The organism is Streptomyces lienomycini (assembly GCF_027947595.1).
Taxonomy (GTDB): domain Bacteria; phylum Actinomycetota; class Actinomycetes; order Streptomycetales; family Streptomycetaceae; genus Streptomyces; species Streptomyces lienomycini.
On record NZ_CP116257.1, the window covers coordinates 972,887 to 987,345 of the forward strand.

A 14,459-nucleotide genomic window follows, 5' to 3' on the forward strand; every position below is an offset into this window, starting at 1 on the left:
AACCGCGGCCCTGTCGGTGCCGGTCAGTACGACGAACCCGACGCGCCCAGCGCGCCCGTCGGGTGCCAGACCGTCTTCGTCTCCAGGAACGCCGTCATGCGGTCCGTGCCCGGGGTCGGCGACCAGTCGGTGTTGTCCACAGGCTGTGGACGCAGGACGCGCTTGAGGTTGTCGGCGGCTGCGATCTCCAGCTCCTTGGCCAGAGTCTCGTCGGCGCCCGCGAGGTCGATCGCGTTGACGTCCTGGTGGGCGGCGAGCGGGGCGGCGATCTCCGCCGTACGGCCAGAGAGGATGTTGACCACACCGCCGGGGAGGTCGGAGGTGGCCAGCACCTCGCCCAGGGACAGGGCCGGCAGAGGGGACTTCTCCGACGCCACCACGACCGCCGTGTTGCCCGTCGCGATCACCGGGGCGATCACCGAGACCAGGCCCAGGAACGACGACTCCTGCGGCGCCAGGACGGCGACGACGCCCGTCGGCTCCGGGGAGGACAGGTTGAAGAACGGGCCCGCGACCGGGTTGCCGCCGCCGACCACCTGGGCGATCTTGTCGGTCCAGCCCGCGTACCAGACCCAGCGGTCGATCGCGGCGTCCACCTGCGCCGCGGCCTTCGCCTTCGACAGGCCCTCCGCGTCGGCGACCTCCCCGACGTACTGGTCGCGGCGGCCCTCCAGCATCTCCGCGACGCGGTAGAGGATCTGGCCGCGGTTGTACGCCGTCGCGCCCGACCAGCCGCCGAACGCCTTGCGTGCGGCGACCACCGCGTCACGGGCGTCCTTGCGGGAGGAGAGGGGGGCGTTCGCCAGCCACTTGCCCTTTGCGTCGGTCACCTCGTACACCCGGCCGCTCTCGGAACGCGGGAACTTCCCGCCCACGTACAGCTTGTAGGTCTTCAGGACACTGAGTCGCTCAGACATCGAGGTACGCCTCCAGGCCGTGGCGGCCGCCCTCGCGGCCGAAGCCCGACTCCTTGTAGCCGCCGAACGGCGACGTCGGGTCGAACTTGTTGAACGTGTTGGACCAGATCACACCCGCGCGGAGCTTGTTCGCGACCGCCAGGATGCGCGAGCCCTTCTCCGTCCAGATGCCCGCCGACAGGCCGTACGGGGTGTTGTTGGCCTTGGCGACCGCCTCGTCCGGCGTGCGGAAGGTCAGCACGGACAGGACCGGGCCGAAGATCTCGTCGCGGGCCACCGTGTGCGCCTGGGTGACGTTCGTGAACAGCGTCGGCGCGAACCAGTAGCCGGAGGAGGGCAGCTCGCAGGCCGGGGACCAGCGCTCGGCGCCCTCCGCCTCGCCCCGGTTGGCGAGGGCGGTGATACGGGCCAGCTGCTCGGCGGAGTTGATCGCGCCGATGTCCGTGTTCTTGTCCAGGGGGTCGCCCAGACGCAGGGTGCCCAGGCGGCGCTTCAGGGAGTCCAGCAGCTCGTCGTGGATCGACTCCTGGACCAGGAGACGGCTGCCCGCGCAGCAGACCTGGCCCTGGTTGAAGAAGATGCCGGTGACGATGCCCTCCACCGCCTGGTCGATCGGGGCGTCGTCGAAGACGATGTTGGCGCCCTTGCCGCCCAGCTCCAGGGTGAGCTTCTTGCGGGTGCCCGCCACCGTGCGCGCGATCTGCTTGCCGACGGCCGTGGAGCCCGTGAAGGCGACCTTGTTCACGTCGGGGTGGGCGGTCAGCGCGGCGCCGGCGTGGCCGTCACCGGTGATGATGTTGACGACGCCCTTGGGCAGCCCGGCCTGGCGGCAGATGTCCGCGAAGAACAGGGCGGAGAGGGGGGTCGTCTCGGCGGGCTTCAGGACCACCGTGTTGCCCGTCGCGAGCGCCGGGGCGATCTTCCACGCCAGCATCAGGAGCGGGAAGTTCCACGGGATGACCTGGCCCGCGACGCCGAGGGGGCGGGGGGCGGCGCCGTAGCCCGCGTGGTCCAGTTTGTCGGCCCAGCCCGCGTAGTAGAAGAAGTGCGCCGCCACCAGGGGGAGGTCCGCGTCGCGGGTCTCCCTGATCGGCTTGCCGTTGTCCAGGGTCTCCAGGACGGCCAGCTCACGGCTGCGTTCCTGGATGATCCGGGCGATGCGGAAGAGGTACTTCGCGCGCTCCGCGCCGGGCAGCGCCGACCACTTCTCGAACGCCTTGCGGGCGGCCTTGACGGCGCGGTCGACGTCCGCCTCACCGGCCTCGGCCACCTCGGAGAGGACCTCCTCGGTGGACGGGGAGACCGTCTTGAAGACCTTGCCGTCGGCCGCCTCGGTGAACTCGCCGTCGATGAACAGACCGTAGGACGGTGCGATGTCGACGACCGCGCGGGACTCGGGAGCCGGGGCGTACTCGAACGCGGATGCGGATGCGGGTGCGGACGCGGGTGTGGGTGCGGATTCGGGTGCCATGGTGATCAGTCCACCGTCACGTAGTCGGGGCCGGAGTAACGGCCTGTGGCCAGCTTCTGGCGCTGCATCAGCAGGTCGTTCAGCAGCGAGGAGGCGCCGAAGCGGAACCAGTGGTTGTCCAGCCAGTCCCCGCCCGCGGTCTCGTTGACCAGGACCAGGAACTTGATCGCGTCCTTCGCGGTCCGGATGCCGCCGGCCGGCTTCACACCGACCTGCACGCCGGTCTGCGCGCGGAAGTCGCGGACCGCCTCCAGCATGAGGAGCGTGTTCGCGGGCGTGGCGTTGACCGCGACCTTGCCCGTGGACGTCTTGATGAAGTCCGCGCCGGCCAGCATGCCGAGCCAGCTCGCGCGGCGGATGTTGTCGTACGTCGACAACTCGCCGGTCTCGAAGATGACCTTCAGACGGGCCGACGTGCCGCAGGCCTCGCGTACGGCGGTGATCTCCTCGTACACCTTCGAATACCGCCCCGCGAGGAACGCGCCGCGGTCGATGACCATGTCGACCTCGTCCGCGCCCGCCGCCACGGCCTCGCGCACGTCGGCCAGCTTGACGGCGAGCGAGGCGCGGCCCGCCGGGAAGGCGGTGGCCACCGAGGCGACCTTCACGCCGGAGCCGGCCACGGCCTCCTTCGCCGCGGGCACCATGTCGGGGTACACGCAGACGGCCGCCGTGGACGGTGCCGTGCGGTCGGTCGGGTCGGGGCCGACCGCCTTCGCGCCGAGCGCCCGGACCTTGCCCGGGGTGTCCGCGCCTTCCAGCGTCGTCAGGTCGACCATCGAGATGGCCAGGTCGAGGGCGTACGCCTTCGCGGTGGTCTTGATGGAACGGGTGCCGAGGGAGGCGGCACGCGTCTCCAGGCCGACCGGGTCGACGCCGGGCAGCCCGTGCAGGAAGCGGCGCAGCGTGCTGTCGGACGCGGTGACGTCCGCGAGGGCGAATGGCGGTTCAGTGGTGGGCATGCTCACCAGGCGAGCATATCTACGCGCGTAGCGGCTGTACAGTCCTCCGCGCTCGTTTCCCCGGACCGGCCCGCCTGTGAGCGTCCGCCGCCCGGTCGGGCACAATCGGCAGCATGACGACCCCGGAGCCCCAGTCCCCCTCGCCGCAGTCGCCGGAACCCGTGTCCAGGGACCGCGCCTACCGGTCGCCCGCGGGCATCGCCGGAGGCGTACTGGTGCTCGCCCTCGCCCTCTGGCTGGGCATCGACGCCCTGGTCGTGGGGGAGGAGGACACACGCTGGAAGGCGCTCGCGGCGCTGCTGTTCCTCGTGCCGCTCGTCGCCGCCTACACCGTGCGGCCCGCCGTCTTCGCCGGGGACGACCGGCTGCGGGTGCGCAACCCGTTCCGGGTGATCGTGCTCCCCTGGGCGGAAGTGGCGACGTTCCGGTCCGCCTACTCCAACGAGGTCGTCACCGAGTCCGGTGAGAAGTACCAGCTGTGGGCCATCCCCGTCTCGCTGCGCGGCCGCAAGCGGGCCGCACGGCAGGAGGACCGGCGGGCCGCGGGCGGTGGCGGCCGCAGGCGCGGCGGCGTCCTCGGCGGGTACGGCCAGTTCGGTGGACGCGGCGGAGGCGCCGGGTCGGCCGCCGCCGAGGCGGAGGGGCCGGTGCGGGCCGAGACCGACAAGGTCATGGACGAGCTGCGCGAGCTGCTGGAGACGCGACGGGACGCCGAGGCGTCGAAGGGCGGCGGGGTGACGGTGCGGTGGGCCTACGAGATCGTCGTGCCGGTGGCCGTGGGAGCGGTGGCGCTGGCGGTGCTGCTCGGGGTCGGGTGAGCGGGGGCGCGGGCCGCGGGCACGGGCACGGGGGCCGGGGGCGCGAGGAGGGCGGCTCCTGCCCCCGGCCCCGCGGCGGTCCGGGGGGCACGCCTGTTGGGGGTGCCCCCGTTTTCGGAGGGGCTCCCCCCGTGGGCGCGCGTGCCGTTGCCGGTCAGATGCCGGCCGACCTCGACAGGTCGCGCTTGAGAGCCGCCAGCAGGTCCGTCGCCTTCGCCCGGGCTCCGGGGAGGTCGGTCCGGGCGGCGACCGGGACCACCACCTCCAGGTAGCACTTCAGCTTCGGCTCCGTGCCGCTCGGGCGGACGATCACCCGGGCGCCGTCGAGCGTGTAGCGCAGGCCGTCCGTGGGCGGCAGGGTCTGCGTGCCCCGGGTGAGGTCCTCCGCCTTCGTGACCGGCAGACCGGCGAGGTCCCGGGGAGGCTGCTCGCGCAGGCGGTGCATCGCGGCGGCGATGAGCGAGACGTCCGCCACGCGCACCGAGAGCTGGTCGGTGGCGTGCAGGCCGTGCTCCACGGCGATGTCGTCGAGGAGGTCGAGGAGGGTGCGGCCCCGCTCCTTGAGGACGGACGCCAGTTCCGTCATCAGGAGGGCCGCGGTGATGCCGTCCTTGTCGCGGACGCCCTCCGGGTCGACGCAGTAGCCGAGGGCCTCCTCGTAGCCGTAGCGGATGTTCTCCACGCGGGCGATCCACTTGAAGCCGGTCAGGGTCTCCTCGTACGGGAGGCCCGCCTTCTCGGCGATGCGGCCCAGCAGGGACGACGACACGATCGACTCCGCGAACGTGCCCCGCGCTCCGCGGGCGACCAGGTGGGCGGCGAGGAGGGCGCCGACCTCGTCGCCGCGGAGCATGCGCCAGCCGGCGGTGTCCGTGCCGTCGGGTACGGCCACCGCGAGGCGGTCCGCGTCCGGGTCGTTGGCGATGATCAGGTCCGGGGCCGTCGCGCGGGCCTGCGCGAAGGCGAGGTCCATCGCGCCGGGCTCTTCCGGGTTGGGGAAGGCGACGGTGGGGAAGTCCGGGTCGGGATCGGCCTGCTCGGTGACCAGGACGGGCGGCGGGAAGCCGGCCCGGGCGAAGGCGGCGAGCAGGGTGTCCTTGCCGACGCCGTGCATCGCGGTGTAGACCGTGCGGGCGGTGCGCGGGGAGTTCTCGGCGAGGACCGCGTCCGTGCGGGCGAGGTAGGCGTCGAGGACGTCGTCGCCCAGGGTCTGCCAGCCGGAATCCGGGCGGGGGACGTCGTGCAGGGAGCGTACGGCGGCGATCTCCGCGGCGATCTCGGCGTCGGCGGGGGGCACGATCTGGGAGCCGTCGCCGAGGTACACCTTGTAGCCGTTGTCGCGGGGCGGGTTGTGGCTGGCGGTGACCTCCACGCCCGCCACGGCGCCGAGGTGCCGGATCGCGAACGCGAGGACGGGGGTGGGGAGGGGGCGGGGGAGCACGGCCGCCCTGAGGCCGGCGCCGGTCATCACCGCCGCGGTGTCGCGGGCGAAGTCCTCGGACTTGTGGCGGGCGTCGTAGCCGACGACGACCAGGCCGTCGGTGTGGCCCTGACCCTTGAGGTACGCCGCGAGGCCGGCGGCGGCGCGGATGACGACCGAGCGGTTCATGCGCAGGGGGCCCGCGCCGAGTTCGCCGCGCAGGCCCGCGGTGCCGAACTGGAGTGTCCCGGAGAAGCGTGCGGTGAGCTCGGCGAGGTCCTCGGTGTCGATCAGGCGGGCGAGTTCCGCGCGGGTGTCCGCGTCGGGGTCCTCGGCCAGCCATGCCCTGGCTCGTGCGAGGAGGTCGTCTTGCGCGTTGTGCACGTCGGTCTGCCTCTCGGGGGTGGGGGTGGTGCGGGGGCCTGCGGCGCTTGTGCGGGTGGTCGGTCGGTGGCGCGTGGTGCCTGCGGCGCTTGTGCGGGTGGTCGGTCGGTGGCGCGTGGTGCCTGCGGCGCCTGTGCGGGTTTGGTGGGGGTGCGGGTGCCTGCGGCGCCTGGTGCGGGTGGGGTGCGGGTGGTGCCTGCGGCGCCTGGTGCGGGTTCGGTGGGGGTGCGGGTAGCGCCTTGGGTTCGGTGGGGGGTCGGGGCCGGGACGGGGGTGTCCGTCCTCGGAACGGCGCGGAATCGGTCGGCCACAGAAGCGGGTGGCGTTGACGCGCCAACCGCTGCGGGCGGACACCCCCCGACCCGTCCCCTTACCGCCGTACGCGGCTTTCCCCGCCCCTCTTCGGTGCCGCTTCGCGCCGTACGCGGCTCTCCCGCCGTCGCTTGGGCGGCCTGCTTACAGGCGGCCCAGCACCTGGGTCAGCAGGGAGCCCATCCGTGTGGCGGAGTCGCGGCCCGCCTGGAGGACCTCCTCGTGGTTGAGGGGCTCGCCCGTCATGCCGGCGGCGAGGTTGGTGACCAGGGAGATGCCCAGGACCTCCGCACCGGCCTCGCGGGCGGCGATCGCCTCCAGGACCGTCGACATGCCGACCAGGTCGGCCCCGATGACGCGGGCCATGCGGATCTCGGCCGGGGTCTCGTAGTGCGGGCCGGGGAACTGGGCGTAGACGCCCTCCTCGAGGGTGGCGTCGACCTCCTTGCACAGGGCCCGCAGACGGGGGGAGTAGAGGTCGGTGAGGTCGACGAAATTGGCGCCGACGATGGGGGAGGTGGCGGTGAGGTTGATGTGGTCGCTGATCAGGACCGGCTGGCCGGGGCGCATGCCCTCGCGCAGGCCGCCGCAGCCGTTGGTCAGGATGATCGTCTTGGCGCCGGCGGCGACGGCGGTGCGGACGCCGTGGGAGACGGCGGCCACGCCGTGGCCCTCGTAGTAATGGGTGCGGCCCAAGAAGACCAGCGCGCGCTTGTCGCCGATGGAGTACGAGCGGACCTTGCCGCCGTGGCCCTCCACTGCGGGCTTGGGGAAGCCCGGCAGGTCGGTGACCTGGAGATCGGCCTCGGGGGCGCCCAGGGCGTCCACGGCCGGTGCCCAGCCGGAGCCCATCACGAGGGCGACGTCGTGGGTCTCGGCGCCGGTGAGTTCGCGCAGGCGGGCCGCGGCGGCGTCGGCGGCGGCGTACGGGTCGCCCTGGATGTCGTCCGGAAGAAGAGATGCGTTCACGCCGAAGAGGGTAGCCGGTTTGCGGCTACGCGCGTAGATGGCGGAGGTCACGGGATGGTGGTTTTTGGGTTGGAGGTTTCGACGAGGGTGGTCCTCAGCAGGGGCGTTTGCGGAGTTCCATGACGTAGTCGTGGGGGGCGCCGGCCGATTCGGCGGCGTCCGCGATCTCGCCCAGGTAGCGGGCGGAGGGCAGGCCGCCCTCATAGGCGTTCAGGACGTAGGTCCAGGCACCCTCCTCGCCGTCGAGGGTGTGGACGCGGACGCGGGTGCGGCGGTAGATGTCCAGGCCCACGCCCTCCCAGCGGTCCAGGGAGTCCTCGTCCATCGGGGCGATGTCGTAGAGGGAGACGAAGACCTGGGAGATCGGGTCTTCGACGAGGGTCGCGAGGGCGCCCTCCCAGCCCATGTGCTCGCCCCCGAAGGTCAGCCGCCACCCGTTCAGCCAGCCGGTGGCGCGCAGCGGCGAGTGCGGGGCGCGGCGGGTCATCAGCCGCGCGTCGAGGTTGCCGGCGTAAGCGGCGTAGAGCGACATGAGGGGAAGGGTACGCGCCGTTCTTGTAACGGTGGTGGCCCCGGGCGGCCTCTCGTTGAGGCGTGCGGGACAATGGAGTACGTGACTCGGATCGTGATCATTGGCGGCGGACCCGGCGGATACGAAGCGGCGCTGGTGGCCGCTCAGCTCGGCGCGGAGGTGACCGTCGTCGACTGCGACGGTCTGGGCGGGGCGTCGGTGCTGACCGACTGCGTGCCGTCCAAGACCCTCATCGCCACGGCTGAGGTGATGACCACCTTCGACTCCTCCTACGAGGAGCTGGGGATCATCGTCGCCGACGACACCCCTCCCATGGAGCAGGCCGCCCGGGTGGTCGGGGTCGACCTGGGGAAGGTCAACCGGCGTGTGAAGCGGCTCGCGCTGGCGCAGTCGCACGACATCACCGCCTCCGTGACGCGCGCCGGTGCGCGGGTCATGCGCGGGCGCGGGCGGCTGGAGGGCATGCAGGGGCTCGACGGGTCCCGCAAGGTCGTGGTGCGGGCCGCCGACGGGAGCGAGGAGACGCTGACCGCCGACGCGGTGCTCATTGCTACGGGTGGGCATCCGCGGGAGCTGCCGGACGCGCGGCCCGACGGAGAGCGGATCCTGAACTGGACCCAGGTCTACGACCTGGAGGAGCTGCCCGAAGAGCTGATCGTGGTCGGCTCCGGTGTGACCGGTGCCGAGTTCGCCGGGGCCTATCAGGCGCTCGGGTCGCGGGTCACTCTCGTGTCGTCGCGGGACCGGGTGCTGCCCGGTGAGGACCCGGACGCCGCTGCCGTGCTGGAGGACGTGTTCCGGCGGCGCGGGATGAACGTCATGTCGCGGTCCCGGGCCCAGTCCGCCAAGCGGGTGGGGGACCGGGTGGAGGTGACGCTGTCCGACGGGCGCGTCATCACCGGGTCGCACTGTCTGATGGCCGTGGGTGCCATTCCCAACACGGAGGGGATGGGGCTCGAGGAGGCCGGGGTCCGGCTCAAGGACTCCGGGCACATCAAGACCGACCGGGTCTCGCGGACCTCGGCTCCCGGCGTGTACGCCGCCGGTGACGTCACCGGCGTCTTCGCGCTCGCCTCGGTGGCGGCGATGCAGGGGCGGATCGCCATGTACCACTTCCTGGGCGATGCGGTGACTCCGCTGAACCTCAAGACCGTCTCCGCCAACGTCTTCACCGACCCCGAGATCGCCACCGTCGGCTACTCGCAGGCCGACGTCGACGGGGGCAGGATCGACGCCCGGGTGGTGAAGCTGCCGCTGCTGCGCAACCCGCGCGCCAAGATGCAGGGCATCCGGGACGGCTTCGTCAAGATCTTCTGCCGGCCGGGGACCGAGATCGTGGTGGGGGGTGTCGTCGTGGCGCCGCGGGCCTCGGAGCTGATTCATCCGATCTCGATCGCCGTCGACAACAACCTGACGGTCGAGCAGATCGCCAACGCCTTCACCGTGTATCCCTCGCTGTCCGGGTCGATCGCGGAGGTGGCGCGGCAGCTGCACACGCGGAAGGACGGCGGGGAGGGCTGAGTCCTCGCGGCTTGAATCGACTCCCCGCCGGTTACGGGGAGTTGCCGCTGTTGCGGGCGGCATAGGCGGCCGGAGTAGGCCCGTATACCACTTCCGGTGGTGGCATGCGAACAACTTCTGTTATTCGGCGCATACTGCTGAAAGCAGACGGTCGTTGGGGTTACTGTCAGTTTCGTGTTCGCTGCAGAACGTCGCCAATTGATCCTCGAAATGGTGCGAGCGAACGGGGCCGTGTCGCTCCGTGAGCTCGCCCGCGTCGTCCAGACCTCCGAAGTGACCGTACGGCGGGACGTGCGCGCACTGGAGGCAGAAGGACTCCTCGACCGCCGGCACGGCGGTGCGGTACTGCCGGGCGGGTTCACGCGAGAGTCCGGCTTTCCGCAGAAGTCCCATCTCGCGACCGCCGAGAAGACGGCCATCGCCGATCTCGCCGCGAGCTTCGTCGAAGAGGGCGAAGCCATCGTGGTGGGAGCGGGTACCACGACGCAGGAGCTGGCACGCCGGCTCGCGCGGGTGCCCGGGCTGACCGTCGTCACCAATTCGTTGTTGGTGGCCCAGGCCCTCGCCCACGCCAACCGGGTCGAGGTCGTGATGACCGGTGGCACGCTCAGAGGGTCCAACTACGCCCTGGTGGGGTCGGGGGCCGAGCAGTCCCTGCAGGGGCTTCGGGTCTCCAAGGCATTCCTGTCCGGGAGCGGGCTGACCGCCGAGCGGGGGCTGTCCACCTCCAACATGCTGTCCGCGTCCGTCGACCGGGCGCTGGTCCAGGCCGCCGCCGAGGTCGTCGTCCTCGCCGACCACTCCAAGCTGGGTACGGACACCATGTTCCAGACCGTGCCCACCGACGTCATCACGCGTCTGGTCACCGACGAGTCGCCGGGCCACGACGACCGTGCCGCCACCGAACTCCAGGCCCTGGCCGACCAGGGCGTGCAGATCGCCGTGGCCGGTGCCTCGGGGGGTGCGGCGAACGGCGCCGGAGCCCCGGGGGGTGACGGCGTCCCGGCGCGTCAGCAGCGCCGGGACGTACCGCTTCCGGGACCGCGCCGTCAGGTTCCGGGCGCGGCGGGCGGACTGCGCTCGGCCACCGCCCTGGGTGAGCAGAACGGCGGGGCGGAGCGGGCGCGCGTCGCCGACATGCGACGCCGGTAGTCGTCGGCTGTCGGCTGTCGGCTGTCGGCTGTCGGCTGTCAGTTGTCGGCTGTCAGTTGTGAGTTGTCGGTTGTCGGTTGTTCGTTGCTGTGTGGTCTTCGGCGTGACCTTGCACGGACGGGGCGTCCGGCGGACCATGTCCGCCGGACGCCCCGTCGTGTCGCGGGTGTCGTCAGTCCTTGATGTCGCAGATCGCGGCGCCGGACGTGATGGATGCGCCGACCTCTGCGCCCAGGCCCTTGATGGTGCCGGACTTGTGGGCGTTGAGGGGCTGTTCCATCTTCATCGCCTCGAGTACGACGATCAGGTCGCCCTCCTGGACTTCCTGGCCCTCCTCGACGGCGATCTTGACGATGGTGCCCTGCATGGGGGAGGCGAGGGTGTCGCCGGAGGCGGCGGGGCCGGACTTCTTGGCCGCGCGGCGCTTGGGGCGGGCCCCGGCCGCCAGGCCGGTGCGGGCCAGGGACATGCCGAGCGAGGAGGGGAGGGAGACCTCCAGGCGCTTGCCGCCGACCTCGACGACGACCGTCTCGCGGCCGGACTCCTCGTCCGCCTCGCCCTCCGCGGGCGCGGTGAACGGCTTGATCTCGTTGACGAACTCCGTCTCGATCCAGCGGGTGTGGACCGTGAACGGGTCGGTCGAGCCGGTCAGCTCGGGCGCGAAGGCGGCGTCGCGGACGACCTCGCGGTGGAAGGTGATGGCGGTGGCCATGCCCTCGACGTTGAACTCGTCCAGGGCGCGGGCGGCGCGCTCCAGGGCCTCCTTGCGGGTGCGGCCGGTGACGATGAGCTTGGCCAGCAGGGAGTCCCAGGCGGGGCCGATCACCGAACCCGACTCGACACCGGCGTCCAGGCGGACACCCGGTCCGGCGGGGGGATCGAAGAGGGTGACGGTGCCGGGGGCGGGCAGGAAGCCGCGGCCGGGGTCCTCGCCGTTGATGCGGAACTCGAAGGAGTGTCCGCGCAGGACGGGGTCGCCGTAGCCGAGCGCTTCGCCGTCGGCGATGCGGAACATCTCGCGGACCAGGTCGATGCCCGCGACTTCCTCGGTGACCGGGTGCTCGACCTGGAGGCGGGTGTTGACCTCCAGGAAGGAGATCGTGCCGTCCATGCCGACGAGGAACTCCACCGTGCCGGCGCCGACGTAGCCGGCCTCCTTCAGGATGGCCTTGGAGGACGCGTACAGCTGGTCGAGCTGGTCCTGGGAGAGGAAGGGCGCGGGGGCCTCCTCGACCAGCTTCTGGTGGCGGCGCTGCAGGGAGCAGTCGCGGGTGGAGACGACGACCACGTTGCCGTGGGTGTCGGCCAGGCACTGGGTCTCCACGTGCCGGGGCTTGTCGAGGTAGCGCTCGACGAAGCACTCCCCGCGGCCGAAGGCGGCCACCGCCTCGCGGACGGCGGAGTCGTACAGCTCCGGTACCTCGTCCAGGGTGCGGGCGACCTTGAGGCCGCGGCCGCCGCCGCCGAACGCGGCCTTGATCGCGATGGGCAGGCCGTGCTCCTTGGCGAAGGCGACGACCTCGTCCGCGCCGGAGACCGGGTCGGGGGTGCCGGCGACCAGGGGGGCGCCGGCCCGCTGGGCGATGTGGCGGGCGGCGACCTTGTCGCCCAGATCGCGGATGGCGTGCGGGGGCGGGCCGATCCAGATCAGCTGGGCGTCCAGGACCGCCTGCGCGAACTCCGCGTTCTCGGAGAGGAATCCGTACCCGGGATGAATGGCGTCCGCGCCCGACTCGCGCGCGGCTTTGAGGACCTTCTCGATGTCCAGATAGCTGGTCGCGGGGGTGTCACCACCCAGGGCGAACGCCTCATCAGCGGCGCGAACATGCAATGCGTCCCGGTCCGGGTCCGCGTAGACGGCCACGCTCGCGATCCCGGCGTCCCGGCAGGCCCGGGCCACGCGGACAGCGATTTCGCCACGATTGGCGATGAGCACCTTGCGCACGATTGAGGCTCCCTCCTTGAAACAAGCCGAGTTTAGGGACTGCCGACACGGCACTTCGACCCGTCCCCAATGGTGAGCTTGCCCACACGGAGTGTGATTCGAGGCTCGCTCGACCCGCGAAGGCCCCGCAGTACCGCGGTACGTAGGACTCCCCGGGGAAACCCTAGCCCTCCCGTGTGGTCAAGGTCTCTGTAAGGGCGTGCTGCGGGCCACTCCGTTTCTTTGTCGAGTCCCTACTAATGGCCCAATGATTCTTTGCTCGCGGCAGACCCCTTGTGGCGAGGTTTACCCGTTAGTAGCGTTCCTCGTGCTGAAGGACATGCGTGGCCCGAAGGGCCTCCCTGAGGGGTAGTGGTCGGGCGGCGGGCGGGCGTACTTGGGGTAGCAGCTGTCCTGTGCGGGCAGCGGTCGGAAGTGGGTGGGGACCGGTGTCGGTGCGCAGGCCGGTGGCGTGGATCGTGGCGGTCGTGCTGCTCGCGGAGGCGGTCGGCGTCGTGGCGCTGAACTGGTTGCTGGGGGTCGTCGTCGACCGGCAGGACATGTCCCTGGCCGGTCTCGACCCGCACATGATGTCGGTGTCCTCGAAGATCGGCGGAATCGTCTTCGGGCTCTACTTCGCGCTGTGCGCCCTGGTCGCGCTGCTCGTGGCCCTGCGCGACCGCCCGCCCGCCGGGCTCGGCAAGGTCCTGCTGATCAGCGCGGCGGTCGTGCACGGGCTGCTCGGCGCCTTCAGCTGGGGCCTGGTGGGCCCCGGCGCCTTCGTCTTCATGGTCGTCGTGCTGGGTCTCATCGTGCTGCTGCTGATGACGTACGACGTTCGGGAGGAGCCGGCCGCCGCCGGGCAGCGGCCCGAGGGCGGCAAGGGCGGCGACGGCGCCCCGGTCAGCCCTCCACCGGCGCCCACAACTCCGTGATACCGACACCCAGTTCGGCGAGAAGGCGCCGCAGCAGGGGCAGGCTGAGGCCGATGACGTTGCCGTGGTCGCCCTCGATGCCGTCGATGAACGGGGCCGAGCGGCCGTCCAGGGTGAACGCCCCGGCGACGTACAGGGGCTCGCCCGAGGCCACGTAGGCGGCGATCTCGTCGTCGGTCGGCTCGCCGAAGCGGACGACGGTGGAGGCGGTCGCCGAGACATGGCGGCCGGAGGCGGTGTCCCAGACGCAGTGGCCGGTCTGCAGCGTGCCCGCCCGGCCGCGCATCGCCTTCCAGCGGGCGGTGGCCTCCTCGGCGTCGGCCGGCTTGCCGAGCGCCCGGCCGTCCAGGTCGAGCACCGAGTCGCAGCCGATCACCAGGGCGCCGTGCACCTCCGGCCGCGCGGCCACGACGGAGGCCTTCGCCTCGGCCAGGGCGAGGGCCAGCTCGGCGGGGGTGGGCGCGGAAACGGCCTCCTCGTCCACGCCGCTCACCAGCACCTCGGGGGCGAGTCCGGCCTGGCGCAGCAGGCCGAGCCGGGCCGGGGACTGGGAGGCGAGGACGAGTCGGCGGGGCTGAGCAGTCATGGGGTCAGGGTAGTCACCCGGGCGGGGGCGCTCATTCCGGACCGAGGACATCCCGGACCGAGGTCATCTCAGAGCCAGGTCATCTCAGACCGAGCACGATCATCGCCAGGACCATCGCCAGCGCCAGGAAGACGCCGAGCCGCCGCAGCATGTCCTGCGTGTCGCGCAGTTCTTCGGGCGGCTTGTTCTCGGGGTCGGACCACAGCATGCCACCAGCGTGCGGCTTGGACGGGGGCGGCGACTTGAGTATGGGTACTCAGATCGGGGCGCGGGGTTGCGGTGATGTGCGCGGTTCCCCGCGCCCCTGGGAGGTCCGCTTAGCTCGGCCAGAACGTACGGGTCCATGACGTCGGGCCCGGGTGGGGCAGGCGGTGGGCCGCGATGCGGGACGGGTCCGACCACGCGTCGCGTGGGGCCTCGGCGGTGGACGGCTCGGATTCCGTCGCCACGGCGCGGGCCCTGACCACTGTCAGGGCGGCGGCGAGTTCTTCCGGGGAGGGGTTTCCCCGTACGACCTTGATGGTCACAGCGGCTCCTTCCGGAGGGATCGGGGGGG

The 14,459-nt window shown here is 71.8% G+C and carries 14 protein-coding genes; 4 read left to right on the plus strand and 10 right to left on the minus strand.

Annotated elements, in window-relative coordinates; genetic code table 11:
- Positions 1-23: 23 nt before the first annotated feature.
- From BJ961_RS04665 to deoC, 3 genes are read right to left on the minus strand one after another with little or no spacing between them, the layout of a single operon-like run.
- Positions 24-917 carry an aldehyde dehydrogenase family protein gene (locus BJ961_RS04665; RefSeq protein ID WP_271320027.1) on the minus strand — a complete coding sequence of 298 codons (894 nt, stop codon included), beginning with the start codon at positions 915-917 and terminating at the stop codon, positions 24-26.
- Positions 910-2,388: an aldehyde dehydrogenase family protein gene (locus BJ961_RS04670; protein ID WP_271320028.1), complete on the minus strand. Its 1,479-nt coding sequence runs from the start codon at positions 2,386-2,388 to the stop codon at positions 910-912. Before BJ961_RS04670 ends, BJ961_RS04665 begins: the two co-directional genes overlap by 8 nt.
- 5 nt (positions 2,389-2,393) lie before the next feature.
- A complete protein-coding gene (deoC, locus tag BJ961_RS04675; protein ID WP_271320030.1) occupies positions 2,394-3,350 on the minus strand; it encodes a deoxyribose-phosphate aldolase in 957 nt (318 codons plus the stop codon).
- A 113-nt stretch (positions 3,351-3,463) separates the two neighbouring features.
- On the opposite strand from deoC, the gene BJ961_RS04680 reads away from it, so the two are divergent.
- Positions 3,464-4,168 (plus strand): PH domain-containing protein, encoded by a 705-nt coding sequence (locus BJ961_RS04680; protein WP_271320031.1) that lies wholly within the window; start codon positions 3,464-3,466, stop codon positions 4,166-4,168.
- A 154-nt stretch (positions 4,169-4,322) separates the two neighbouring features.
- Here the strand turns inward: BJ961_RS04680 and BJ961_RS04685 are convergent, their stop codons facing one another.
- The 3 genes from BJ961_RS04685 to BJ961_RS04695 all read right to left on the minus strand — a co-directional run bounded on the left by BJ961_RS04685 (position 4,323) and on the right by BJ961_RS04695 (position 7,785).
- On the minus strand, positions 4,323-5,972 hold the full coding sequence (locus tag BJ961_RS04685; RefSeq protein WP_271320032.1) for a phospho-sugar mutase: 1,650 nt from the start codon (positions 5,970-5,972) through the stop codon (positions 4,323-4,325).
- Positions 5,973-6,428: 456 nt separating this feature from the next.
- A complete protein-coding gene (locus tag BJ961_RS04690; RefSeq protein WP_271320033.1) occupies positions 6,429-7,253 on the minus strand; it encodes a purine-nucleoside phosphorylase in 825 nt (274 codons plus the stop codon).
- Between the two features lie 94 nt (positions 7,254-7,347).
- Positions 7,348-7,785, minus strand: coding sequence for a gamma-glutamylcyclotransferase (locus BJ961_RS04695; protein WP_061442846.1), 438 nt, complete (start codon positions 7,783-7,785; stop codon positions 7,348-7,350).
- 72 nt (positions 7,786-7,857) lie between these two features.
- On the opposite strand from BJ961_RS04695, the gene BJ961_RS04700 reads away from it, so the two are divergent.
- Both BJ961_RS04700 and BJ961_RS04705 read left to right on the plus strand, forming a co-directional pair.
- A complete protein-coding gene (locus tag BJ961_RS04700) occupies positions 7,858-9,306 on the plus strand; it encodes an NAD(P)H-quinone dehydrogenase (protein ID WP_271320034.1) in 1,449 nt (482 codons plus the stop codon).
- Positions 9,307-9,480: 174 nt separating this feature from the next.
- Positions 9,481-10,458 (plus strand): DeoR/GlpR family DNA-binding transcription regulator, encoded by a 978-nt coding sequence (locus BJ961_RS04705; protein ID WP_271320035.1) that lies wholly within the window; start codon positions 9,481-9,483, stop codon positions 10,456-10,458.
- 172 nt (positions 10,459-10,630) lie between these two features.
- On the opposite strand, the gene BJ961_RS04710 is transcribed toward BJ961_RS04705, so the two are convergent.
- Entirely contained in the window at positions 10,631-12,403 is a 1,773-nt protein-coding gene (locus tag BJ961_RS04710; protein WP_271320036.1) for an acetyl/propionyl/methylcrotonyl-CoA carboxylase subunit alpha, read from the minus strand.
- A gap of 428 nt (positions 12,404-12,831) precedes the next feature.
- Here BJ961_RS04710 and BJ961_RS04715 point away from each other — a divergent pair, with 428 nt between their 5' ends.
- Positions 12,832-13,317: a hypothetical protein gene (locus BJ961_RS04715; protein ID WP_271320037.1), complete on the plus strand. Its 486-nt coding sequence runs from the start codon at positions 12,832-12,834 to the stop codon at positions 13,315-13,317.
- Here BJ961_RS04715 and BJ961_RS04720 read toward each other — a convergent pair.
- The 3 genes from BJ961_RS04720 to BJ961_RS04730 all read right to left on the minus strand — a co-directional run bounded on the left by BJ961_RS04720 (position 13,286) and on the right by BJ961_RS04730 (position 14,430).
- Positions 13,286-13,903, minus strand: a complete 618-nt coding sequence (locus BJ961_RS04720; protein WP_271320038.1) for a nucleoside triphosphate pyrophosphatase — start codon at positions 13,901-13,903, stop codon at positions 13,286-13,288. The two genes, BJ961_RS04715 and BJ961_RS04720, sit on opposite strands and share 32 nt — an antisense overlap.
- A gap of 79 nt (positions 13,904-13,982) precedes the next feature.
- Entirely contained in the window at positions 13,983-14,111 is a 129-nt protein-coding gene (gene mmpB, locus BJ961_RS04725) for a morphogenic membrane protein MmpB (protein ID WP_271320039.1), read from the minus strand.
- A 109-nt stretch (positions 14,112-14,220) separates the two neighbouring features.
- The gene (locus BJ961_RS04730) at positions 14,221-14,430 is read right to left on the minus strand and encodes an acyl-CoA carboxylase subunit epsilon (protein ID WP_271320040.1); all 210 of its coding nucleotides are present in this window, start codon (positions 14,428-14,430) and stop codon (positions 14,221-14,223) included.
- Positions 14,431-14,459 lie beyond the last annotated feature (29 nt).

Excerpts from the sequence above, each read along its gene's own strand:
- BJ961_RS04665 (WP_271320027.1), bottom strand. The coding sequence starts at position 917 with ATGTCTGAGCGACTCAGTGTCCTGAAGACCTACAAGCTGTACGTGGGC.
- BJ961_RS04670 (WP_271320028.1), bottom strand. The coding sequence starts at position 2,388 with ATGGCACCCGAATCCGCACCCACACCCGCGTCCGCACCCGCATCCGCA.
- deoC (WP_271320030.1), bottom strand. The coding sequence starts at position 3,350 with ATGCCCACCACTGAACCGCCATTCGCCCTCGCGGACGTCACCGCGTCC.
- BJ961_RS04680 (WP_271320031.1), top strand. The coding sequence starts at position 3,464 with ATGACGACCCCGGAGCCCCAGTCCCCCTCGCCGCAGTCGCCGGAACCC.
- BJ961_RS04695 (WP_061442846.1), bottom strand. The coding sequence starts at position 7,785 with ATGTCGCTCTACGCCGCTTACGCCGGCAACCTCGACGCGCGGCTGATG.
- BJ961_RS04700 (WP_271320034.1), top strand. The coding sequence starts at position 7,858 with ATGGAGTACGTGACTCGGATCGTGATCATTGGCGGCGGACCCGGCGGA.
- BJ961_RS04720 (WP_271320038.1), bottom strand. The coding sequence starts at position 13,903 with ATGACTGCTCAGCCCCGCCGACTCGTCCTCGCCTCCCAGTCCCCGGCC.
- mmpB (WP_271320039.1), bottom strand. The coding sequence starts at position 14,111 with ATGCTGTGGTCCGACCCCGAGAACAAGCCGCCCGAAGAACTGCGCGAC.